At 72.7% G+C, this 21599-nt stretch carries 18 protein-coding genes; 6 read left to right on the top strand and 12 right to left on the bottom strand.

Translation table 11 applies throughout. The annotated features are described in order from the left end of the window. Nucleotides 1-275: 275 nt before the first annotated feature. Together AB0L00_RS27125 and AB0L00_RS27120 are read left to right on the top strand one after the other, a co-directional pair. On the top strand, nucleotides 276-1682 hold the full coding sequence (locus AB0L00_RS27125) for a class F sortase (protein WP_364439710.1): 1407 nt from the start codon (nucleotides 276-278) through the stop codon (nucleotides 1680-1682). Nucleotides 1683-1792: 110 nt separating this feature from the next. Then, a complete protein-coding gene (locus AB0L00_RS27120) occupies nucleotides 1793-3754 on the top strand; it encodes a serine/threonine-protein kinase (protein ID WP_364439707.1) in 1962 nt (653 codons plus the stop codon). A gap of 55 nt (nucleotides 3755-3809) precedes the next feature. Here AB0L00_RS27120 and AB0L00_RS27115 read toward each other — a convergent pair whose 3' ends face one another. The 4 genes from AB0L00_RS27115 to AB0L00_RS27100 form a co-directional block, all read right to left on the bottom strand. Then, nucleotides 3810-4967: an aldose epimerase family protein gene (locus AB0L00_RS27115; protein WP_364439704.1), complete on the bottom strand. Its 1158-nt coding sequence runs from the start codon at nucleotides 4965-4967 to the stop codon at nucleotides 3810-3812. A 316-nt stretch (nucleotides 4968-5283) separates the two neighbouring features. Continuing rightward, complete coding sequence (locus tag AB0L00_RS27110) at nucleotides 5284-6432, bottom strand: oxygenase MpaB family protein (protein ID WP_364439701.1); 1149 nt, start codon at nucleotides 6430-6432, stop codon at nucleotides 5284-5286. Beyond that, the gene (locus AB0L00_RS27105) at nucleotides 6425-7414 is read right to left on the bottom strand and encodes a polyprenyl synthetase family protein (protein ID WP_364439698.1); all 990 of its coding nucleotides are present in this window, start codon (nucleotides 7412-7414) and stop codon (nucleotides 6425-6427) included. Before AB0L00_RS27105 ends, AB0L00_RS27110 begins: the two co-directional genes overlap by 8 nt. Next, nucleotides 7407-7640, bottom strand: a complete 234-nt coding sequence (locus AB0L00_RS27100; protein WP_364439696.1) for a hypothetical protein — start codon at nucleotides 7638-7640, stop codon at nucleotides 7407-7409. The genes AB0L00_RS27105 and AB0L00_RS27100 overlap by 8 nt, the downstream gene beginning before the upstream one ends. A 225-nt stretch (nucleotides 7641-7865) precedes the next feature. Here AB0L00_RS27100 and AB0L00_RS27095 point away from each other — a divergent pair, with 225 nt between their 5' ends. Beyond that, nucleotides 7866-8642: an IclR family transcriptional regulator gene (locus AB0L00_RS27095; protein WP_364439693.1), complete on the top strand. Its 777-nt coding sequence runs from the start codon at nucleotides 7866-7868 to the stop codon at nucleotides 8640-8642. An 11-nt stretch (nucleotides 8643-8653) separates the two neighbouring features. Here AB0L00_RS27095 and AB0L00_RS27090 read toward each other — a convergent pair whose 3' ends face one another. Continuing rightward, nucleotides 8654-9514 (bottom strand): NAD(P)H-binding protein, encoded by an 861-nt coding sequence (locus AB0L00_RS27090; protein ID WP_364439690.1) that lies wholly within the window; start codon nucleotides 9512-9514, stop codon nucleotides 8654-8656. Nucleotides 9515-9644: 130 nt separating this feature from the next. Here AB0L00_RS27090 and AB0L00_RS27085 point away from each other — a divergent pair, with 130 nt between their 5' ends. Next, nucleotides 9645-10100 carry a MarR family winged helix-turn-helix transcriptional regulator gene (locus tag AB0L00_RS27085; RefSeq protein ID WP_364439687.1) on the top strand — a complete coding sequence of 152 codons (456 nt, stop codon included), beginning with the start codon at nucleotides 9645-9647 and terminating at the stop codon, nucleotides 10098-10100. A gap of 49 nt (nucleotides 10101-10149) precedes the next feature. Here the strand turns inward: AB0L00_RS27085 and AB0L00_RS27080 are convergent, their stop codons facing one another. After that, nucleotides 10150-11214, bottom strand: a complete 1065-nt coding sequence (locus AB0L00_RS27080; protein ID WP_364439684.1) for an aldo/keto reductase — start codon at nucleotides 11212-11214, stop codon at nucleotides 10150-10152. Between the two features lie 132 nt (nucleotides 11215-11346). Here AB0L00_RS27080 and AB0L00_RS27075 point away from each other — a divergent pair, with 132 nt between their 5' ends. Both AB0L00_RS27075 and AB0L00_RS27070 read left to right on the top strand, forming a co-directional pair. Next, nucleotides 11347-12165, top strand: coding sequence for a helix-turn-helix transcriptional regulator (locus AB0L00_RS27075; protein WP_364439681.1), 819 nt, complete (start codon nucleotides 11347-11349; stop codon nucleotides 12163-12165). Between the two features lie 39 nt (nucleotides 12166-12204). Further along, on the top strand, nucleotides 12205-12885 hold the full coding sequence (locus tag AB0L00_RS27070; RefSeq protein ID WP_364439678.1) for a hypothetical protein: 681 nt from the start codon (nucleotides 12205-12207) through the stop codon (nucleotides 12883-12885). Here AB0L00_RS27070 and AB0L00_RS27065 read toward each other — a convergent pair. From AB0L00_RS27065 to AB0L00_RS27040, 6 genes are read right to left on the bottom strand one after another with little or no spacing between them, the layout of a single operon-like run. Beyond that, nucleotides 12871-14871, bottom strand: a complete 2001-nt coding sequence (locus tag AB0L00_RS27065) for a beta-galactosidase (RefSeq protein ID WP_364439675.1) — start codon at nucleotides 14869-14871, stop codon at nucleotides 12871-12873. The genes AB0L00_RS27070 and AB0L00_RS27065 overlap by 15 nt on opposite strands. Next, complete coding sequence (locus AB0L00_RS27060; protein WP_364439672.1) at nucleotides 14868-16685, bottom strand: sialidase family protein; 1818 nt, start codon at nucleotides 16683-16685, stop codon at nucleotides 14868-14870. Before AB0L00_RS27060 ends, AB0L00_RS27065 begins: the two co-directional genes overlap by 4 nt. 17 nt (nucleotides 16686-16702) lie before the next feature. Next, nucleotides 16703-17632, bottom strand: coding sequence for a dihydrodipicolinate synthase family protein (locus tag AB0L00_RS27055; protein WP_364439669.1), 930 nt, complete (start codon nucleotides 17630-17632; stop codon nucleotides 16703-16705). Nucleotides 17633-17635: 3 nt separating this feature from the next. Beyond that, on the bottom strand, nucleotides 17636-18655 hold the full coding sequence (locus AB0L00_RS27050; protein WP_364439666.1) for an ABC transporter ATP-binding protein: 1020 nt from the start codon (nucleotides 18653-18655) through the stop codon (nucleotides 17636-17638). Next, nucleotides 18652-20628: a dipeptide/oligopeptide/nickel ABC transporter permease/ATP-binding protein gene (locus AB0L00_RS27045; protein WP_364439663.1), complete on the bottom strand. Its 1977-nt coding sequence runs from the start codon at nucleotides 20626-20628 to the stop codon at nucleotides 18652-18654. The genes AB0L00_RS27050 and AB0L00_RS27045 overlap by 4 nt, the downstream gene beginning before the upstream one ends. Beyond that, complete coding sequence (locus AB0L00_RS27040; protein ID WP_364439660.1) at nucleotides 20628-21587, bottom strand: ABC transporter permease; 960 nt, start codon at nucleotides 21585-21587, stop codon at nucleotides 20628-20630. The genes AB0L00_RS27045 and AB0L00_RS27040 overlap by 1 nt, the downstream gene beginning before the upstream one ends. Between the last annotated feature and the right edge of the window lie 12 nt (nucleotides 21588-21599).

Below are 21599 nucleotides of genomic sequence, written 5' to 3'. Positions count from 1 at the left end.
CGCCGTGAGCCGCCGGCCGCCCGTCGGCAGGCCGGCTCCGGCGGTGACCGCCGGCGGCGCCGCCTGGCCCGGCGGCCGCGTTCCGCCGCCCGCCCTTCCGCCCCGCCGGGGCGGGCGGCTTCACCGGGCATCGGCCGGATCACCGGACATGACGGCGCTCCGTGAGGAAGACTTCACGCAGCGGCAGGATCGGCCGGGTCCTCCCGGTCGGCACCGTTTCCGTCGACGCCAACAGCCCGCGCCGCTCGCGGGCGCGAGCCTGTCAGGAGACCGTCATGACGCCCCGTCCCCCGTGGTCCACCGGCCGGAACCGCAGTATGCGCGGATCCGTCATCGTCGCCGTCACCGTCTTAGGCGTCGTGCTGCCGGGCGCCTCCTCCGCGCTGGCCGCGCCGGGCGACGGCTACCTCCGGCTCGCGCACCTGTCCCCCGACACTCCCGCCGTCGACGTCTACCTGTACGCCGCGGGGCGGAGCACGCCGCGCCTGGTGCTCAAGCACGTCGGCTACGGCGTGCTCTCGCCGTACCAGCGGCTCGGCGGCGGCGATTACACGGTCGCGATGCGCCCCGCCGACGCGGCCGCGACGAGCCCGCCGGTGCTGTCGGCCCACGTCCACGTACGCCCGCGCGCCGCCTACACCGTCGCGGGCCTCGGCCCGTACAAGAGCCTCACGCTCAGGATCCTGGAGGACGCGCGCACCGCGCCGACCGGCCGCGTGGCGCTCCGCGTCATCCAGGCGTCGCTGCGGCGGCCGGTCCTGACCGTCACCGCCGAAGGCCGCACCCTCGCCGGGGACCTGCGGTTCCCGGAGGTCACCTCCTACCGTTCGCTGCGGGCGGGGGCGACCACGCTCCGCGTCACGGACGGGTCCGGGGCGCCCGTGACGTCACGGGTGACGCTGCGCGCCGGTTCCGTGCACACGCTGTTCGTGCTCGACGGGACGTCGGGACCGCGCCTGCTCGACCTGCGCGACGCCGCGGGGCCCCGCCGGACGCCGCGCGGCCCGGTCGAGGCGGGGCTCGGCGGGCTGGCCGGCCGGGTCGCCCCGCCGCCGTGGGTGGTCTCCGCCCTGCTGATCCCGCTGCCCACCGGACCGGCCGAGGGAGGCCGGGTGGACCGACCCGGCCCGTACGCCGGTGCCGACCGCCCGATCAGGCCCGGCTCGTACGCCGACGGCGAGCGCGGGAGCGGCCCCGGCACGGATGCCGACGGCGAGCGCGGAGGAAGGCCCGGCGCGTACGCCGAGCCGGTGACGCTGCGGATCCCCGAGATCGGCGTACGATCGCCGCTGGACCGCCTGACGACGGACACGCGCGGGCGGCTCCTCCCGCCGCGCGATCCCGCGCACGCCGGATGGTTCGCCGACGGCATCCGGCCCGGCGACACGGGACCGGCCGTGATCGCGGGGCACGTGGACTCCCGTACGGGTCCGGCCGTCTTCACCCGGCTGGCGACCCTGCGGCCGGGCGCCCGGATCCTGGTCACCGACGCGACCGGCCGCGTGGCGGCCTTCACCGTCGATCGCGTGCGGTCCTTCCCCAAGGAGGACTTCCCCGCGGCGGACGTCTACGGGGCGACCCCCGACCCGCAGCTGCGCGTCATCACCTGCGGCGGCGCGTTCGACCCGGTGTCCGGGCACTACCTGCGCGACGTGGTCGTGTACGCGAGCCGCACCCGATGAGCCCTGATGATCCCCGGCCGTCCCCGCAGCGGCTGCGGCCGGGGGCCGCCCGGGGACGACGGACCGATGGTCCCTATCCTCCGGGGCGGGCCGACGGTTATCGTCCTGCCATGCCGGATGGCCGAGGGCGGCTGATCGCCGGGCAGTACCGTCTCCTCGAGGAGATCGGCCGGGGCGGTTTCGCGGTGGTGTGGCGCGCCCGCGACGAACGCCTGCAGCGCGACGTCGCCGCCAAGCGCCTGTTCCTTCCCACGTACTCCACGGCCGAGCAGCGCACCGAACAGCGCCGGCGGACCCTCCAGGAGGCCCGCTCGGCGGCCCGGCTCGACCATCCCGGCGTCGTCACCGTGCATGACGTCGTCGAGGACGGCGACGATCCGTGGATCATCATGGAGTACGTTCACGGGCGGTCTCTGAGTGAGCTGGTGCGCACGTACGGCCCGCTGCCTCCGCAGCGCGTCGCCGACATCGGCCTGCAGTTACTCGACGCCCTGCGCGCCGCGCACCTGGCCGGGGTGCTGCACCGCGACGTCAAGCCCGGCAACGTCCTGCTCGCGGGCCGGCGGGTCGTGCTCGGTGACTTCGGGCTCGCGACCGTCGAGGGCGACCCGGCCCTCACCCAGTCCGACGTCGTCATGGGCGCCCCCGCGTACCTCGCGCCCGAACGCGCCCGTGGCGAACCCGCCGTCGCGGCGTCCGACCTTTGGTCGCTCGGCGCCACGATGTTCTACGCCGTCGAGGGCCGGCGGCCGTTCAACGGCGTGAACCCGAACGCCATGCTGCACTCGATCATCACCGAGGAGCCGGTTCCGGCACCGCACGCCGGCCCGCTCGGCCCGGTCCTGGACGGGCTGCTCCGCAAGGACGTCGGTGAACGCCTCGGAGCCGGCACGACCGCCGTCCTCCTCGCCGCCGTCGCCGACCGGGCCCGGCCGTCCGGACGATCCGCGGGATCGGACGTCCACCGGGCCCGTTCCATGGCGGGGGCGGGAGCCGGGCACGGGCGGCCGGCGGACGCGCCCGGCGACCTGACCCGCCCGGGCCACGCCTCGCCCCGCGCACGAGTGTGGCACGGGCGCCACCGCACCATGCTCATCGCCGCGCCGGTCGCGGCCCTCGCGCTCGCCCTCGTGACCGTTCCGAACCACGACTACTACGCCGCGCGGCAGGCACAGAGGCGGCCCCGCCCGGCGACCGCGGCTCCACGGCTCCTGGCCTCCATGCCCGCGGGCCCGAGTGAGATCTACACGGTGGCCTTCAGCCCGGACGGGCGCACTCTCGCCGCCGGCGGCGCGGACCACGCCGTACGGCTGTGGAACCTCGCCGACCGGCGGCTCACGACGACCCTCACCGGCCACGCGTACGACGTGTTCGCCGCGGCGTTCAGCCCGGACGGCCGGACCCTGGCGACCGCGGGATACGACGGCAAGGTGCTGCTGTGGAGCGGCGACGGGCGTACCCGGATCGCGACGCTGGACACGCACGGCAACGGGGTCAGCGCCCTGTCCTTCAGTCCGGACGGCGCGGTCCTCGCGAGCGCGGGGGACGAGGTGCGCCTGTGGAGCGTCACGGACCACCGCGCCGTCGCCACGTTGCCGGCCCACGGCGAGAGCATGTTCACCGCCGCCTTCGCGCCGCGCGGGGCCATCCTGGCCACCGCGGGCACCTGGGCGATCCGGCTGTGGGACACCGCCCGGCCCGCCCGCTCCGTCATCGTGACCCGGCTGACCTCGCTGATCGTGGGCATGGCGTTCAGCCCGGACGGCCGGACCCTGGCGGCCGGCGGTTACGACGGCCGCGTGCGCCTGTGGGACGTCGCCACCCACCGGCTCGTGGCGGCCCTGCCCGACCTTCCCGGCCGTGTCAACGGCGTGACGTTCAGCCCGGACGGCCGGATCCTGGCCTGCGCCGGGGGCGACACCGTACTGCTGTGGGACGCCCTGGCGCGGCGGCCCGCCACCACGCTCTCGACGCGGACGGGCGTCGTCGACGCCGTCGCCTTCGCCCCCGACGGCAGGACCCTCGCCACGGCCGGCGACGACGCGACCGTCCGCCTCTGGAGCCTCGGCTGAGCGGTCGTGCCGCCCAGAGCCCGCGTACGGGCGGCTCCGGGCGACACTGCCGGGGTCAGTGCGCGGACAAGGACCAGACGGTCGAGGTCCGGTAGGTCTGCCCGGGGCGCAGCACGGTGGACGGGAAGTTCGAATGGTTCGGCGAGTCGGGGAAGTGCTGGGTCTCCAGCGCGAACCCGTCTCCCTGGCGGTACTGCCGGCCGCTCGTGCCGTACAGCGTGCCGTCGAGGAAGTTCCCCGAGTAGAACTGGATGCCGGGCTGGTCGGTGTAGATCTTCAGCACCCGGCCGCTCGTCGGCTCGCCGACCTCGGCGGCGAGCCGGAAGCCCGAGCCGTTCAGCACCCAGTTGTGGTCGTAGCCCTGCCCGTAGGCGAGCTGCTGGAAGCCGTCCCGGATGCGCGCGCCGATCGGCGTGGCCTTGGTGAAGTCCATCGGCGTGCCGGCGACCGGCGCGAGCTGCCCGGTCGGGATGAGGGTGGAGTCGACGGGGGTGTAGCGGTCCGCGTTGAGGCGCAGCCGGTGGTCGTAGATGCCGCCGGACCCCTCCCCCGCGAGGTTGAAGTAGGAGTGGTTGGTCAGGTTGACGATCGTGGCCTTGTCCGTGGTGGCGCGGTAGTCGAGGCGCAGGGAGCTGCCGCTCAGCGTGTACGTCACGGAGGTCTTGAGGGTGCCGGGGTAGTTCATGTCCCCGTCCGGGCTGGTGTAGTCGAGCCGCACCCCGACCGCGTCCTTGGTCGTGACGGGGGTGGCGGTCCAGACCTTCGTGTCGAAGCCCTTCGGACCGCCGTGCAGGGAGTTGCCGTTGTTGTTGAGCGGCAGGTGGTAGGTCGTTCCATCAAGCGTGAAGGTGCCCTTGGCGATGCGGTTGCCGTACCGGCCGATCAGCGCGCCGAAGTACGGCCCCGGGTTGTTCTTGGCGACGTAGTCGTCCAGCTTGGGGAAGCCGAGCACCACGTTGGTGCGATGTCCGTGCCGGTCGGGGGCGTCGAGCCGCTGGACGATGCCGCCGTACGTGATGATCTTGACGCTGATGGCGCTGCTGCTGAGGGTGTAGCGCCACACCTTGGTGCCGTCGGACAGCGTGCCGAACAGGTCCTTGGAGATGGTCGGGCTCGGCGCTGCGGTGGCGTTCGCCGCGGGCAGCATACCGGTCACCAGCGCTGCGAGCGCGGCGACGCCGATCAGGAGGGTCTTCTTGGGGCGGAGGGGCACGAAAGCTCCTTTCTGTGGCCGCGAACGGCCGGGATGCGCATCCGCCGCCCGCCCCCGATCAGGCGGTCTCCGATGTGCGCCATTGCCAGGAAGCCGCGAAGAGGCCGGTGGCCTGCCCGCCACAGACCGTCCACTCTGTTCGATATTTCGAACATTGTCCGAGGTCTGCGGCCAGACGCTAAGTTCCCCCGCGAAAGCTGTCAAGGGACGTCATCGTCGACCTTTGTAAAAGGACTTCGCGCCCGACAATCGACTGTTCGCGAAATATCGCACTAAAAGCGCCCTGTGTCCGATATCGCGGATCCTCGCGCGGAATTCAGGAGAGGTCGGCCGGGGGTGGCGGGGTCCAGCGGGAGATCGGTGAGCGCACGCCGTACTCGGCCTTCAGCTCCTGCGGGATGGCGTAGTGCATGACGCGCCCCCGGGTCAGGGAGGACAGTTCGAGCACCGAGACCAGGCGGCCGAGCCGGTCGGACAGTTGCGCGGCCCAGGGCCCGCGGTCCTCGAAGCGTTCGAGCGCGCCGAGGAGGACCGGGGCGACCCCGATGACGGAGTCCCAGCGCGACCGCGGGACCTGGAGCCAGTCGGCCGTGGTGTCGCCGACCAGGAAGCGGATGAGCGCGGGGACCACCGGGTCCAGGAGCGTGCCGGGGACGACCCCCTCGTACATCTCGATCAACTGCCCGGTGAGGTGCGCCCCTTCGGGGGACGGTCCCATGTGGCGGAGCATGTACCGGTCGGAGAACCGGCGGGCCGCCTCGAGGTCGGGCGGGATGGCCGCCGGATCGCAGCCGAGCACCGCGCCCACCACCCGCCAGGCGTAGTAGTACGCCTCGGCGCCGTCGGGAGTGATGTGGACGCCCATGCGGTGCAGTGCGTCCAGCACCTGGATGCTGAACATCATCAGCCCGCCGAGCATGTCCTCCTGGCAGATCGGGACGGGCTCCGGCCACTTGCCCGCCTCCTTCAGGTGCCGGCGGATGGAGGCGTGCAGCAGCCGGACCTTCTGCGCCGCCGGGAGGAACCGGCCGCCGGCCTCGAACGCGTCCGGTCGCATGAGGTACACGGTGAACTGCCCGGTCTCGGCCATGCGCCGCGACGGGTAGGCCAGCGAGTGCGTCGCGGACAGCAGCTTGGCGATGTGCGGGACGACGTAACACGCCGGCATCGCGGCGAACGACAGGGCGGTCGAGATATGCACGTCGTTGTCGATGAAGAACTGCCGGGCCCGCTCCATGACCGCCCAGTCGACCCACTCCGGCGGGGTCGCCGTCGCCTCCAGGTAGTCACGGGCGGCGTCGGGGACGTCCTCGGGCAGTGCCTGGCCGGAGACGGTGAACCAGCGCATGAGCGTGTTGTACCTGGCCACCTCCGCTCCGGCGAACAGCGCCTCGACGGTCGCGTCGGCCAGTTCGTCGCCCTTGAGGCGCAGGCCGTCCAGGTACTCGTCGGTGTACTCATTCATCAGCGGTCGCCTCGCAGATCAGTCGGGTCAGGGCGGTGGCGGCCTCGGGGGCCAGCCGGGAGCCGCGGAGCGCCGCGCGAGCGGTCTCGGCGCGGTCGTCGATCATCTGCCGGACCTCGGCGGGCGCACCGGACCGCCGCATGATGTCCCGGATCTCGGCGGCGTCGGACGGGGTGACCGGACCGTCGATGAGGTCGCCCAGCCGCCGCCGGTCGGGCCCCGTCGCCCGGGCCAGTGTCAGGGCCAGCAACGCGGTCGGCTTGCGGCCCGTCAGGTCGTCCAGTGCCGACTTGCCGGTCCGCGCGGGGTCGCCGAACACGCCCCACAGGTCGTCACGGAGCTGGAACGCCTCACCGAGCGGACGCGCGTACGCCGCCAGCGCGCGCAGCGTCGCGGGGTCGGCTCCCCCGAGCACGGCGCCGATCTGCAGCGGCCGCTCGACGGTGTACGACCCGGTCTTGAACCGCACGATCGCCAGGGAACGGGCCAGGTCGGGCGCGCCTCCGGTGCGGAGGATCTCCAGGCATTCGCCGGCCACCAGCTCGCGGCCCATCGTGGCCCAGACGGGCAGGGCCCGGGCCAGGAACGTCCGTGGCAGACCCGACGCATGGAAGAGCTGCCCCGCCCACGCCATCAGCAGGTCCCCGATCATGATGGCCAGGCCGTCGCCGAGCCTCTCGTGCGCCGTCACGCGGCCGCGCCGGAGCGGGCTCCGGTCGATGATGTCGTCGTGGACGATCGCCGCGGCGTGCACCAGCTCCAGGGCCGCCGCCGCCCGTACCATCGCGTCGGTGTCCGGCTGACCCGACGCCCGCCACCCCCAGTAGCAGAACGCCGGGCGGATCCGTTTGCCGCCGGCGATCGAGACGCGCATCTGCTCGGCGACGGGCGTGAGCCCTCCGTCGAGCGCGAGCAGCTCCCCGAGCTCGGTCTCGACGAACTCCGTCAGGGCGCGGTCGACCCGGAACCGCAGGTCAGTCATCCGTACCCCGCTCGGCGACCCGGCGGGCCAGCACCTCCATGTGCGACTCGGGCTCCGGGCCGGTGCGCCGGACCGCCAGCTCGCCGCGCGCCCGCAGCTCCTCTCGTACCTCCCCGAGGCCGGGCAGGCGCCGGGCGGCGCCCCGCAGCCCGCCCGTCACCAGGTCGGCCAGCCCGGCCGTCAGGTAGAGGATCTCGTCGTACGGCCCGCCACCGTTCCTCGTCATGACCACTCTCCGCTTCGATGTCGATACATCGAGTGATAGCACCGGAATCGGCGGCATGGACGCTCATGGCCTCATCAGGCCAGCTCCACGGAACGTGAGAGCGGGACGACCGTCCGTTCACCCGGACGGAAGCCCGGCCGGCGGCGCGGGCGGATCATTGACACCGCCGGAGGAGGCTTCCTAGTCTGTCCGGGATTTCGTACGGCGTTCGGGAAGGCGGCCGTGATGGGGCGTGCGGTACCGGCGGTGACTCGTGCCCTCGACATCCTCGAGCTCTTCCTGGACCGGCCCACCCTGTCCGCTCCGGAGATCACCGAACGCCTCGGGCTGCCGCGGACGACGGTCCACGAACTGGTCACCACGCTGACCGAGCGGGCCTACCTCATCCCGACGCCCGGGCAGCCGACCCGCTACCGCCTTGGCATGCGGCTGTTCCAGCTCGGCAGCGTCTTCGCCGACCAGCTCGACCTCGCCCACGAGGCGCGCGAGGCGGCCCAGCTCGTCGCCGCCGAATGCGACGAGACGGTCCATGTCGCGGTCCTCGACGGAACCGACGTCGTGTACATCGCCAAGGCCGACAGCACCCATCCCGTCCGCATGGTCTCCGCCGTGGGGCGGCGCCTGCCGGCGCACTGCACCGGCGTCGGCAAGATGCTGCTGTCCGGCCTGACGCCCGAGGCCCTGGACGCCGCCTACCCGCTCGACGGCGAGCTGACCGCCATGACCGACCACAGCGTCACCTCGCCCGTACGGCTGCGGACGCACCTGGACGACATCCGGCGGCAGGGCCTGTCGTACGACGAGTGCGAGTCGAACGAGGCCGTGTTCTGCGTCGCCGCGCCCGTCTACGACCACACGCCCGTCATGGTCGCCGGGATGAGCATCTCGGTGCCGAGCATCCGCTGGGACGACCGGCGGCGCGAGGAGTTGAGCGCCCTCGTCCGCAAGGGCGCCGCCGTCCTCTCCCAGCGCCTCGGCCACCGCCCCTCCCCCGCCCACTGACCTCAACGCGGTCAGGCGGTGGCCCGCCGGAAGGCGTCGGCGTTGCGGGCACACCAGTCGGCGAAGGTACGGGGCTTACGGCCGAGCAGGCGCTCCACGGTGCCGCTGCGGAATCCGGCGGTGTCGGCGCGCATGAGCGCGAACCCCTCGATGATGGCGTCGGCCAGCGCCGGGGGCGCTCCGTGGGGGAAGCGGGAGGCGACGGCCTCCTGCGGGGTGGCCACCGCCCGGACCTCGATGTCCCGGCCGGCCGCCGCGGCGAGGATCTCGACCTGTTCGGCGACGGTGAACAGCTCGTCCCCGGTGATGACGTACTCCCGGCCCTGGTGGCCGTCACCGGTCAGGGCCAGGGCGGCGACGGCGGCGATGTCGGCCGGGTCGATCGGCGCGTAGCGGCCGGGGCCGATCGGGTCGAGGACGTAGCCGCCCTCCCGGACGGTGGGCAGCCAGTCGAAGGCGTTGGTCATGAAGCCGCCGGGTCGCAGGAACGTGGCCGGGATCCCGGAGGCGCGGATCACCTGCTCGCGTTCGTGGTGCCAGCGGCCCATGGCGGGCATCGGGTCGCCGAGGACGTTGAAGGACGACAGGTGCACGATGTGGCCCACGCCGGCGGCCCGGGCGGCGGCGACGGCGTGGGCGGTGTGGTCGAGGCCGATGCCGGGGGTGAGCAGGAACAGCCGGTCGACGCCGGCGAAGGCGGGCGGCAGCGTCGCCGGGTCGCCCAGGTCCGCGACGACGCGTTCGGCGCGCTCGGGCAGGGCGGCGGCGCGGGCCGGGTCGCGGACCAGGACGCGGAAGCCCACGCCGGCGGCGTCCAGCTCACGGGCGAGCTCGCGGCCGACGTTCCCGGTCGCGCCGGTGACCAGTATCATGAGGACCCCTCAAGTCGTTTACCGGTTAATGAATTCGCGAGAACGCTAACCGGTTAACGATTTACTGTCAATCGGCCCGTGCCGCACCGGCGGACGCCGGGATCCGCGAGAGATCACTGGAGGCCCTGCGATGCCCGAGTTCCTGGACCTGCACGGCAAGACCTCCAAGGCGGTCCGGGCGGTGGCCGAGGCCGCCGTGCGGCGGCACGGCCTGCACCTCGGCCAGGACCACCTGCTCGCGGTGCTGTGGCGGCAGGACGGCCGCACCCCCGGCGAGGTCGCCGCCGCGCTGAACGTCACCACCGCCAACGTGGTCAAGGCGGCCACCCGGATGGCCACCGCCGGCCTGCTCACCCGCCGTCGCGACGACCGGGACAACCGCCTGGTCCGGCTCTGGCTCACCGACGCCGGACGCGCGCTTCAGGAGCCCATCGAGAGGGAACGGCGGTTGATCGAGGAAAGGGTCACCGCCGACCTCACCCCGGACGAACGCCGGCACCTCCTCAGCGCGCTGACCAAGATCCACGACTCCGCGAGCGCCCTGCTGAACCCGCCCGCCGACCGACGCGACCCGGCCGCCCCCTGACCGCAGGGCACCACCGGCCCGGCCCCAGGGCGCGCTCCTCGATCGGATGTCAGCGGCGGGTCTCGATCTTCAAGTCGCCTGCGGTCACATTGCGGATGTGGTCGCTGGCGAGCATGTCGTGCGGGAACCCGAGTCCGATCGCGCTGGCCTCGTCGAGGCGGGCCAGCTGGGAGGCGGTGAAGTCGACCTCCAGGGCGCCCAGATTGTCCTCCAGTTGCGCGGGGGTGCGGGCGCCGATGATCGGTGCCGTCACGCTCGGATTCCGCAGGGTCCAGGCCAGCCCGACCTGGGCGGGCGTGCGGCCCAGCTCCGCGGCGACCTCCTTCACCACATCGGCGATGGCCAGGTTGCGCTCGGTGAGCACGCCCAAGGCGAGGTTGAAGCTCTTGCGGGTGCCGTCGTCGGACGCGACGTTCGCCGCGGTCAGGTCGTCGCGGCCGTACTTGCCGGTGAGCACCCCGCCGGCCAGGGGCGAATACGGAATCACACCCAGCCCCATCTCCCGTGCCATAGGGATCAGGTCACGTTCCCCGCCACGCTCGATCAGGTTGTATTCGATCTGCAGCGCGACCAGCGGCGACCAGCCGCGCAGGTCCGCGATCGCCTGCATGCGCGACACCTGCCAGGCCGGGGCGTTGCAGATCGCCACGTACAAGACCTTGCCCTGGCGCACCAGATCGTCCATGCCGCGCAGGATCTCCTCGACCGGTGTCGTGAAATCCCACACGTGCAGGTAGAGCAGATCGATGTAGTCCGTGTTGAGCTGTCGCAGACTCGCTTCCACCGAAGCGAACAGGCTCTTGCGGTGGCCGCCCCCGGAATTCGGGTCGCCGGGCCGGCGCAGCGTCGTGTACTTCGTTGCCAGCACCAGGCTTTCGCGGTTGTCGCGGGTGAATTCGCCCAGCAGACGCTCGGAGCTGCCATTGGTGTAGGTGTTGGCGGTGTCGATGAAGTTGCCGCCTCGCTCGACGTAGAGGTCGAACAGCTTGCGCGCCTCGTCCTGCTCGGCTCCCCAGCCCCAATCGGTGCCGAAGGTCGCCGCGCCCAGCGCCAGCGGTGAGACCCGCAGCCCGGAGCGGCCCAGCAGCCGGTAGGTATCGAGGGTGAGCGACATCGTGTCCTCCTGTGCTCATGATCCGTTGTCGAGAACAAGACTGTGACCGCCGCGCGCCGGGGTTAAGGGAAAGGGGTTCCTGGGAACGCCGGTCCTACCCTGGCTGTTGGAACGAGCATGATCACCCACACCGTGGAGCCGGCGCGGGAGCTGGCCGCGTTCCTGCGGACCCGGCGCGAACGGCTGGACCCGCGCGATCTCGGTCTGCCATCGCGCCGGCAGGCCCGGCGGACCCCGGGACTGCGCCGCGAAGAGGTCGCCGAACTGGCCGGGGTCAGCGTCGACTACATCGTGCGGCTGGAACAGGGTCGCGGGCTGCGGCCCTCAGCGGACGTGGTGGAGGCGCTGGCCCGGGCGCTGCGCCTTTCCCCCGTCGAACGCGCCTACCTCTACGACCTGGCCCAGCAGCGCCCCCGCGACGCCGGCAGGCCCGCCACCACCGCGGCGCCGCCGCTGGCCCACCTGGTCACCGACCTGTCGCCGCTGCCGGCCATGCTGATGAACCACCGCTACGACATCCTGGCCTGGAACCGCGAAATGACGAGGCTGCTGCTGGATTTCGACACCCTTCCTCCAGCGCAGCGCAATTCGATGTGGCTGTGCCTGCTGCATCCGGAGATACGCGAGTTCTACGTCGACCGGGAACGCGTCGTGCGGGAGGGGGTCGCCCACCTGCGCGCCGCGTGGGCCGCGCATCCGGAGGATCGGGCGTTGACCGACCTCATCGCCGAATTCATCACTCGAGACGAGGAGTTCGCGCGATTGTGGGCCGAGCGGGACATCGAGGTCAACGGCCGCGGACGCAAGGTGATACGGCATCCTGACGCCGGTGCGATCGCGGTGAATTTCGAAGTGCTCATGCCGCTTCAAGATCCGGATCAGCGGTTGCTGATCTTCCGCGCCGCGGACGATGAGAGCCAGTCGGCACTGGATCGGTTGTGCGCATGCTGATGCGAACCGTCCGGCGTTTCCGCTGGATACCATGCCGCGGTGGGCGCAGAACGGGCCAAGAAGGGCCATCATCGGACGAATCCGCAAGGTGATGGCGGCTCGGGCAGCGGGGCCCGGGAGTTGCGGCCCCAGAGGCCGGCGCGCGACCTGCTCGACCGGACGCCCGTGCGGCTTCGCGTCGAAGGTGACCTGCTGGTCGGTTACGGCTTCGGCGGCCAGCGTGTGACCGTCCCACGGTCGTCGGTGAAGGCGCTGGGCCACTACTACCGGCGGCGGTACCGGAGCGGTCCGAGCGAGGGGCTGGTCCTCCTCGACGGCGAGGACCGTATGCTGCTGCGCGCCAAAGGGGCCTGGAGCGCGGACCTGGTCGCCTTCTGCGGCAGGGCGGGACTGCCCCGGCCGCAGCGCCGGGACGGCGCACGCCTGTGGCGGCGGGCGCCGGGCTACCGGCGGCTGCGGACCTCTCCTCGCGGCGCGGGCCTGGCCGCCGCTCTCATCGTCGTCGTCGTGCTCGCGGTGTCGATGCTCTGCGGGATGGCCGGCCTGTCCCTGATCTGGCTGCTGCCGGCGTCGTTCGGCCCCCTTCGTACGGTCGTCGGCGTCGTCGCCCTCCTCGGCGGAGTCGTCGTCGGCGCGGCCCTGGGTGGCCGGGCGGTGGCCCGTGCCACCCAGGTGCTGAAGTGGGCGGCGCGCTCGGTGACGCGGTCAGGCCGGGCGTAGCACGGCGACTCCGCGTGGGTCCAGGCGCACCGAGGTGGTCGGCTCCGCTCCGGTCAGCACGTCGCGCATCGCCGTCGGCAGGGGCACGTCGGCGGGCTCGGCGCCGTGGTTCAGCACGACGTACCACCGGCCGTCCTCGGTGTCCCGCGCGCGGGCCTGGACGCCGTCGGGCAGGCCGGGCAGGACCGGTTCGACACCGGCCGCCTCACGGACGCGGTCGAGGAGGCCGCGCATGGTCGCCGGGTCGGGCCGGGTGGCGAGGTACCACGCGTCGCCGCGGCCGAAGCGGTGCCGGGTGACGGCGGGTTCCCCGGCGAGCGCGCCGCTCGTGAAGCGCTCGACGGCCTCGGCGCCCTCGAGACGGACCTCCTCGGACCACAGGCTCCCCGAGCCCTGGGACAGCCCGACGGAGGCGTCCTCGGCCAGCGGGTGGAACTCCTCGACGGTCAGGCCGAGCATCCGCCGGAACGGCGCCGGGTAGCCGCCCAAGTGGACCCGGTCACAGGGATCCACGATGCCCGAGAAGAACGACATGACGAGCGTGCCGCCCTCCTCGACGTACCGCTCCAGGTTGCGCGCGGCGTCCTCGGAGGTCAGGTAGAGATTCGGCACGGCGACGAGCCGGTACCCGGACAGGTCCGCGTCCGGGCGTACGACGTCGCAGGCGACGCCGGCGTCGTGGAGCGGGCGGTGGCAGGCCCAGGCGGCATCGAGGAGGCGCAGGTCGGAGCTGGGGCGGGCCGGCCCCTCGAGCGCCCACCAGCTCGGCCAGTCCAGCACCATCGCGACGTCGGCCCGCGGCGTCCGTGCGCCGGCCAGGCCGCGGGCGGCGGCCAGCTCCCGGCCCAGCTCGCGCACCTCGTCGAAGATCCGGGTCGCCGGGCCGCCGTGCGGGACCATCGCGGAGTGGAACTTCTCCGCGCCGCCGCGGGACTGCCGCCACTGGAAGAACATGACCGCGTCGGCGCCGTGCGCGACGGCCTGCCAGCTCCACAGCCGCATCGCGCCGCGCGGCTTGGGGGCGTTGCGGGGCCGCCAGTTCACCGCGCCGGGGGCCTGCTCCATCAGCAGCCACGGCTGCCCGTCGCGCAGTGAGCGCATGACGTCGTAGGAGAAGGCGATCTTGGCCTCGGTGCCGGGGTCGAGCGGATCGGGGTAGGCGTCGTACCCGATGACGTCGACGTGCGGGGCCCAGGCCCACTGGTCGACGGGCCGCAACGACGGCGGGAAGTTGGTGGTGACCGGCACGTCCGGCGTGACGCGGTTCAGCACCTCCTTCTCGGCCAGGTAGCAGGCGAGCAGTTCGTCGGAGGTGAACCGCGCGTAGTCCAGCTCCTGCGCGGGGTTGGTGAACGGCGCCGGCGAACGCGGCGGCAGCACCTCGTCGAAGGACCCGTAGCCCTGCGCCCAGAACCGCGTCGACCACGCCTCGTTGAGGCCCTCCACGGAGCCGTACCGGTCCGCGAGCCAGCGCCGGAAGGCCGCCGCCGACACGTCGCAGTGGCAGGGGATGACGTTGCCGTACTCGTTGTTCACGTGCCAGATGGCCAGGGCCGGGTGACCGGCGTAGCGGGCGGCGACCTGCTCGGCCAGGCGTACGGCGTGCTCGCGGTAGACCGGGCTGGACGGGCAGTAGTGCTGCCGTCCGCCCGGCGAGATCGTCGAGCCGTCCGCTCGTACGGTGAGCATCTCGGGGTGGCGCGTGGTGAGCCAGGGCGGCGGCGAGGCCGTCATGGTCGCCAGGCACGCCGCGACGCCACCAGCGGCCAGCCGGTCCAGCACCCGGTCGAGCCAGCCGAAGTCGTACTCCCCCGGCCGCGGCTCGACCGACGCCCAGGAGAAGATGCCGACGCTGACGAGGGAGACGCCGGCCTCCTTCATCAGCCGTACGTCATCGTCCCAGACCTCTTCGGGCCACTGCTCGGGGTTGTAGTCACCGCCGTAGGCGATGCCCACGCGGTCCCGCAGACCGTCGATCCGGTTCATCGGTCGTTCGCGCCTTCCGCGTCGATCCGGTCGAGCGGCAGCCACAGCCGCAGGTCGCGGCGGGCGGTCGCGATCTCCTCGTCCGGGACCGCGCGGGCGAAGACCCGTACGTCCGCGATGGAGCCGTGGAAGCGCTGCGCTCCGTCCAGCCGCTGGCCGACGTCCATGCCGTCGATCGTGAACTGCTTGCCCTCGGTCACCGACCCACCGGGGTCGGCCACCGACGTGGCCTGCCCGTCGACGCTGAGCGTGAGCCGCCCCCCGGTGCGTCGCAGGACGACGTCGTGCCACTGGCCGTCGTTGTACGGCTGCGCGGTGCTCACCATGGCGGTGCCCGAACCGGTCCCGACGGTGCCGATGAGCCGCTTGTTCGCCGGCTCGGCCCGCAGCCAGATCTGTGGCGCGCCGCTGCCGACGCGGTAGGCCCACAGGATCGAGTGCGTGCCGGACGTGTCGCTGTAGCGGATCCGCGCCGACCAGGTGAAGTCGCCGGAGCCGAGGTCCAGGGAGCGGTTCCACGGCACCTGGACGAAGTCGTCCACGCCGTCGAACTCACCGGCCGCGGCCATGCCGCCGCGGACATAACCGTCGTTGTGGTGGCCGGAGCCGTCCGGGGTGGTCGGGCCGGGCTGCGGCGGCTTGGGCAGGCCCGGCGGGGTGCCGTTGGGCGTCGCGAGGTAGGCGGTGTTGAACCGCGCGAACCGGATCTGCTCGTACGGGCCGGCCTGCCCCGCCTCGTACAGCAGGCCGAGCCGGTCGCCGCCGAGGCTCACGAGGTCGGAGTAGGCGGACGGGCCCCAGTTGATGACCTTGCCGACTGATCGGAAGTTGCGCCCGTTGTCGGCCGAGGCGCGCACCGCCATGACCTCGCGGGTCACCGGGTGGTCGGGCACGGACAGGTAGACGCGCCTGCCGACGCTGAGGACCGAGCCCTGGACCTTGGGCGCGGTGAGCTTCGGGAGGGTGCGGAACGGGTGGTCGAAGGTCAGGCCGCCGTCGCTGCTCGTGGCGGTGTTGCGGTTGCCCGGGTCGGTCCCGGTGTTGTCGCGGGCGTTGACGTAGATCCGGCCGTCGGAGAGCTCGGTCGCGCTGAGCTCGCCGGGGCTGACGTCGTTGGTGCGGCGGGTGTCGTCGGCGCCGATCTTCCAGGTGAGGCCGCCGTCGTCGCTGTAGTTGAGGTGGCCGCCCTGCGGCCCGCCCTTCAGCGCGCCGCCGTCGCCCTCGTGGTTGGCCGCGACGATGAGGCGTCCCTTGTGCGGCCCGTGCTGGAGCTGGAGGGCGTGGCCGGGCCCGGTGGCGTACCAGGAGTTCCACTCCGGCCTCACGAGCTCACCGGTGAGGTCGCGGGCCGCGGACCAGGTGGCGCCGTCGTCGTCGCTGGACTGCACGAACGGGTGCCGGATGGTGTCGTCGTTCCCGGGGTTCCAGGTCGTCATGAGGACGATCCGGCCGGTGCGCCGGTCCACCACAGGGGCCGGGTTGCCGCGGGTGTCGCCGTTGCCGGGCAGGACGACCTGGAGGGGACCCCAGGTGCGGCCGCCGTCCGTGGAGCGCTTCAGCACCAGGTCGATGTCGCCTTTGTCACCGCAGCTGTTGACGCGCCCTTCGGCGAAGGCGAGCAGGGTGCCGTCGAGCGCCTGGACGACGGCGGGGATGCGGAAGCAGTAGTAACCGTCGGTGTGCTGGGCGAACAGCACCTGTTCGTCGAACTGTGGCGCCGTCTTGGCCGAGGCGGCGCCGGCGGACGCGAGCGGGAGCGCCGCGGCGAGGAGCGCCACGGCCGCGGTACGGCGGGGGAACCTGAGGTGAGCCACGCTGGCCTCCGTACGGGTCAGATGAGGGCGGCTTCGGACAGGAAGGACTTGACCTGGTCGATCTCGGCGCCGTCGAGCGGCACCTGCGGCAGCGCGGTCGTCGGGTGGGCGATGACGCCGCGCAGGAACAGCGCCGCCTTGAACGCCCCCAGCGCGGAGGAGCTGCGGCCCATGTGCGGGCCGCCGACGTGCACCAGCCCGAAGAGGCGGAACAGCCGCTCCTGCTCCTCGCGCGCGGCGGTCCAATCGCCCCGTGCCGCGGCCTCGTACAGGCGGACGTAGCCGTGCGGATCGACGTTGCCCAGGCCGGGGACGACGCCGTCGGCGCCCATCCACAGCGCGGAGTCGACGGTCAGCTCCGAGCCGGTCAGCACCGCGAAGGACTCCAGACCGCGGTCCCGGCGGCCCAGGATCACCTCCCGCAGCCCGGCGTCGTCGCCGCTGGAGTCCTTGAGCCCGGCGAGCACGCCGTCGGCGGCAAGCTCCAGCAGCACGTTCGCGGTGAGCTTGCTGTGCACGGCCACCGGCAGGTCGTAGGCGTACACCGGGACGTCCGCCACGGCCGCGACCGTCCGGAAGTGCGTGGCGATCTCCGCCGGATGGGTGCGGGCGTAGAAGGGCGCGGTCGCCACCAGGGCGTCGGCGCCGGCCTCGGCCGCCGCCCGCGCGTGGTCGGCGACCCGGGGCGCGGTCATGTCGATGACGCCGGCCAGCACCGGCACCTGCCCCGCGACGTGGCCGACCACGGTGTCCAGCACGGTCCGGCGGTGCCCGTCGGGCAGGAACGCGGCCTCCGACGACGAGCCGAGGACGAACAGCCCGTGCACTCCGCCCTCCAGCAGGTGGTCCACCAGCCGGGTCAGCGAGGCGGTGTCCACCTCCCGCTCCGGGGTCAGCGGGGTGCAGACGGGGGGAATGACGCCGGACAGCGGTGCGGCGTTGTTCATCGATTAACGCTCCTGTGCTTGGGTGATGAGTTCGCGGTCGGTCGCGCCGGCGAGGACGGGGTGGTGGCAACGGAAGAAGCCGCCGGCGTCCTCCTCCGCGTCGGGCATCTCGGCGGCGCAGGTCTCGTCGGCCTTCCAGCACCGGGTGCGGAAGGGGCAACCGGAGGGCGGCCGGGTCGCCGACGGGACCGGGCCGGTCAGCGGGATCGGGTCGATCGGGGACAGCAGGCCCGGCGTGGCGGAGAACAGCGCCCGCGTGTACGGATGCCGGGCCGCGCCCGGCACGGCCTCGGCGGGTGTCTGCTCGACGATCCGGCCGAGGTACATGGTCACGACCCGGTCGCTCATCCGCCGCACGGTCTGGATGTCGTGGGAGACGAAGACCATGGCGAGGCCGAACCGCTCCTTCAGGTCCTGCAGCAGGTTGAGGATCTGCGCGCGGACCGAGACGTCGAGCGCGCTGGTCGGCTCGTCGGCGACCAGCAACCGTGGCCGCAGCGCGAGCGCGCGGGCGATCGCCACCCGCTGCCGCTGCCCGCCGGACAGCTGGGCGGGCAGCCGGTCCGCCGCGCTCGCGGGCAGGCCGACCAGGTCGATGAGCTCGCGGACGCGTTCCTCGCGCTCGTCCGGGGTGCCGACGCGCCGCACGTCCAGCGGGTCCCGCAGGATCCGGCGGACCGGCAGGCGGCGGTTCAGGGCCGTGGAGGGGTCCTGGAAGACCATGCCGATGCTCGACCCGATGGCCTCGCGGCGGGCGGCGCCGGACATCGACCAGACGTCACGTCCCTCGAAGGCGACCGTACCGGCGGTCGGCCGCTGCAGGCCGACCAGCACCCGGGCGAGGGTCGACTTGCCGCAGCCGGACTCGCCGACGACGCCGATCGTCTCACCGGGTCGAACGGTCAGGTCCGCGCCGGTCAGCGCGTACACGCGGTCACGCGTGAACAGGCCGCCGGAGCGTGCCTTGTGCACGACGTGGATGTCGTTCAGCTCGAGAATCGCCTTGGAAGTCTCGGAAGTCATGACCCCTCCGGCGGGTCGGCAGGCGCGGCGGCCGCGCCGGCGGCGGACAGGGAGGCCGATACGTCGGCCGCCGGGTGGTGACAGGCCACCACGTGGAAGCGGCCTCGTCCCTCCAGGAGTGGAGTCTCCGCGTGGCAGACCTCGGTGGCGGCGGGGCACCGGTCGGCGAACCGGCAGCCGGCCGGGAAGTCCGCGGGCGAGGGCACGACACCCGGGATCTGGGTGAGGCGCTCCGCGTTGGACTCCAGCGACAGGACCGAGCCCAGCAGGCCGCGCGCGTAGTGGTGGGCGGGGTTGCCGACGACGGCCGGGGTCGCCCCCTTCTCCACGATCTGCCCGCCGTACATGACGACCACCCGGTCGGTGACGTCGGCGACCAGGGCGAGGTCGTGGGAGACGAGGATGAGCGCGAAGTCCAGCTCCTCGCGCAGCCGCAGCAGCAGCTCGATCACCTGCGCCTGCACGGTCACGTCCAGGGCCGTCGTCGGCTCGTCCGCGATGATCAGTTTCGGATCGCGGGAGAGGGCCATCGCGATGAGCACCCGCTGGCGCTGCCCGCCGGATAGCTCGTGCGGGTACGACGAGAGCGTGCGGGCGGGGTCGAGCCCGACGAGCTCCAGCAGCTCCGCCGGGGTGCGCCGGCCGCCGCGCCGGACGACCTGCTTGAGCTGCGCCCGTACGGTCATCGCCGGGTTCAGCGACGACAGTGCGTCCTGGTAGATCATCGCCATGTCGTGGCCGAGCAGCCGCCGCCGGTCGCCCTTGGACATCGACAGCAGGTCACGGCCGTCGAAGGTGATCTCGCCGCCCACCCGCGCGCCCCGCGGCTCCAGGCCCATGACCGTCAACGCGGTCAGGGACTTGCCACAGCCGGACTCGCCGACCAGGCCGAGCACCTCGCCCGGTCGTACGTCGAAGGAGATGCCGTCCACGATGTCGACGCCGTCGTGGCGGTCGTCGAAGCCGATCCGCAGGTCCTTCACCCGCACGATGGGTTCGCCGTCCCGCAGCGGCCGGGCGCGTTCGGCCAGGCGCCGGGCGGCCTCCATGAGCCCCTTCAGCTCGGTCACCGGGCCGGGCGCCGCGCGCCGCGTGGCGCCGGCCCGGGTCGTCTCCGCCGGTCGCGCGGCCGGCGCGGCCCAGGCGTCGGAGATGCCCTCGGCGAGGATGTTGAGGGCGAGCACCGTGATGAGGATCAGCAGACCGGGGAAGATGGTGGCCCACCACCCACCGGTGAGCACCATGTTCCGGCCGTCGGCGATGACGCTGCCCCACGACGGGTCCGGCGGGCGCACGCCCGCGCCGACGAACGACAGGGACGCCTCGAACACGATCGCGTCGGCCACCATCACCGTGCAGTACACGAGGATCGGCGCGGCGCAGTTGACGGCCACGTGCCGGAGCAGGATGTGCGGGGCGCGGGCGCCGATGACCCGCTCGGCCGCGACGTAGTCCTCGCCGTACTGGGCCAGGACGTTCGCCCGTACGACGCGGGCCACCGACGGCATGTAGAGGAACGCGATGGCCAGGACCAGCACCGGGATGCTGCCGCCGAACACCGCCACCAGCACGGCGGCGAGCGCGATGCCGGGGAAGGCCATGATGACGTCGAGCGTGCGCATGATCGCCTCGTCGACGGACCGCCGCGAGGTCCCGGCGACCGCGCCGATCACGGCACCGGCGACCAGCGCGATGGCGGTCGCGCCGAGCCCGATCACCAGCGACCAGCGCGCGCCGTACAGCAGGCGCGTGAAGATGTCGCGGTTGGCGCTGTCCAGACCCATCCAGTGCGACGCGCTCGGGCCGCCGCCAGTGGCCTCCTGGACGTACGGGGAGTGCGGGGCCAGTACCGGGGCGAGGACCGCGGCGAGGATGATGACGACCACGACGGCCAGGGAGATCCAGGACGTCGGGCCGAGGCGACGGAAGCCGATGCCCGCCCGCGACAGTCGGTTCGCCAGTCCACTGCGCATCAGGCGGCGCTCCTCAGTCGGGGGTTGACCAGCAGGTACAGGACGTCGATGAGGAGGTTGACGACCACGAAGCCGACCGCGATGGTGATCACGACGCCCTGCACGACCGCCGGGTCGCCGTTGCGCACCGCGGTGATCATGAGCTGGCCCATGCCCGGCAGCGCGAAGATCGTCTCGATGACGACCGCGCCGCCGAGCAGGTACCCGACCCGCAGGCCGAGCACGGTCAGCGGGTTGATCAGCGCGTTGCGCAGCACGTTCCGGCCGACCACGACGACCGGTGGCAGGCCGCTGCCGATGGCGGTCCGTACGTAGTCCCTGTCGAGTTCCTCGACCATCGACGTGCGGATGATCCGGGTGAGGTAGGCCGCGATGGGCAGCGACAGGGCGAGCGCCGGCAGCGTCAGCGACCGCAGCCAGCCGCTCACGGAGTCGGCCGGGTTGATGTACCCGCCGGTCGGGAACCAGCCGCGGTCGACCGCCAGGTACTGGATCATCAGCAGCGCCAGCCAGAACGCCGGTGAGGCCACCCCGATCAGCGACACGAGCCGGATGACCTGGTCGGGCCAGCGGTCCCGGAAGATCGCCGCGATGACGCCGAACAGCACCGACAGCACGATCGCGATGACGACGCCGAACAGGGTGAGCTGGAGGGTCAGCGGCAGGGCGGTGGCGATGGAGCTGCGCACCGGCGCCTTGGTGAGCGCGCTGGTCCCCATGTCGCCGCGCAGCAGCTGGCCGACGAACCGCACGTACCGCACGGGCAGCGGGTCGAGCAGGCCGTTGTCCACCTGGAACTGGTGGATCTGCGCCGCGGTCGGGTTGGCTCCCTGGAAGTAGGCGTACTCCGGTTTGTTCTTGGAGAACCGCATGATGAGGAAGACGAACAGGACCACGCCCAGCAGCATGGGTATCAGGATGAGGACGCGGCGCACCAGCATTCTGGCGATCGCTGCCACGGATGCCTCCTG

It is taken from the genome of Actinoallomurus sp. NPDC052308 (assembly GCF_040679195.1).
GTDB lineage: Bacteria > Actinomycetota > Actinomycetes > Streptosporangiales > Streptosporangiaceae > Actinoallomurus > Actinoallomurus liliacearum.
This window is presented reverse-complemented; position numbering and strand designations above follow the sequence as displayed.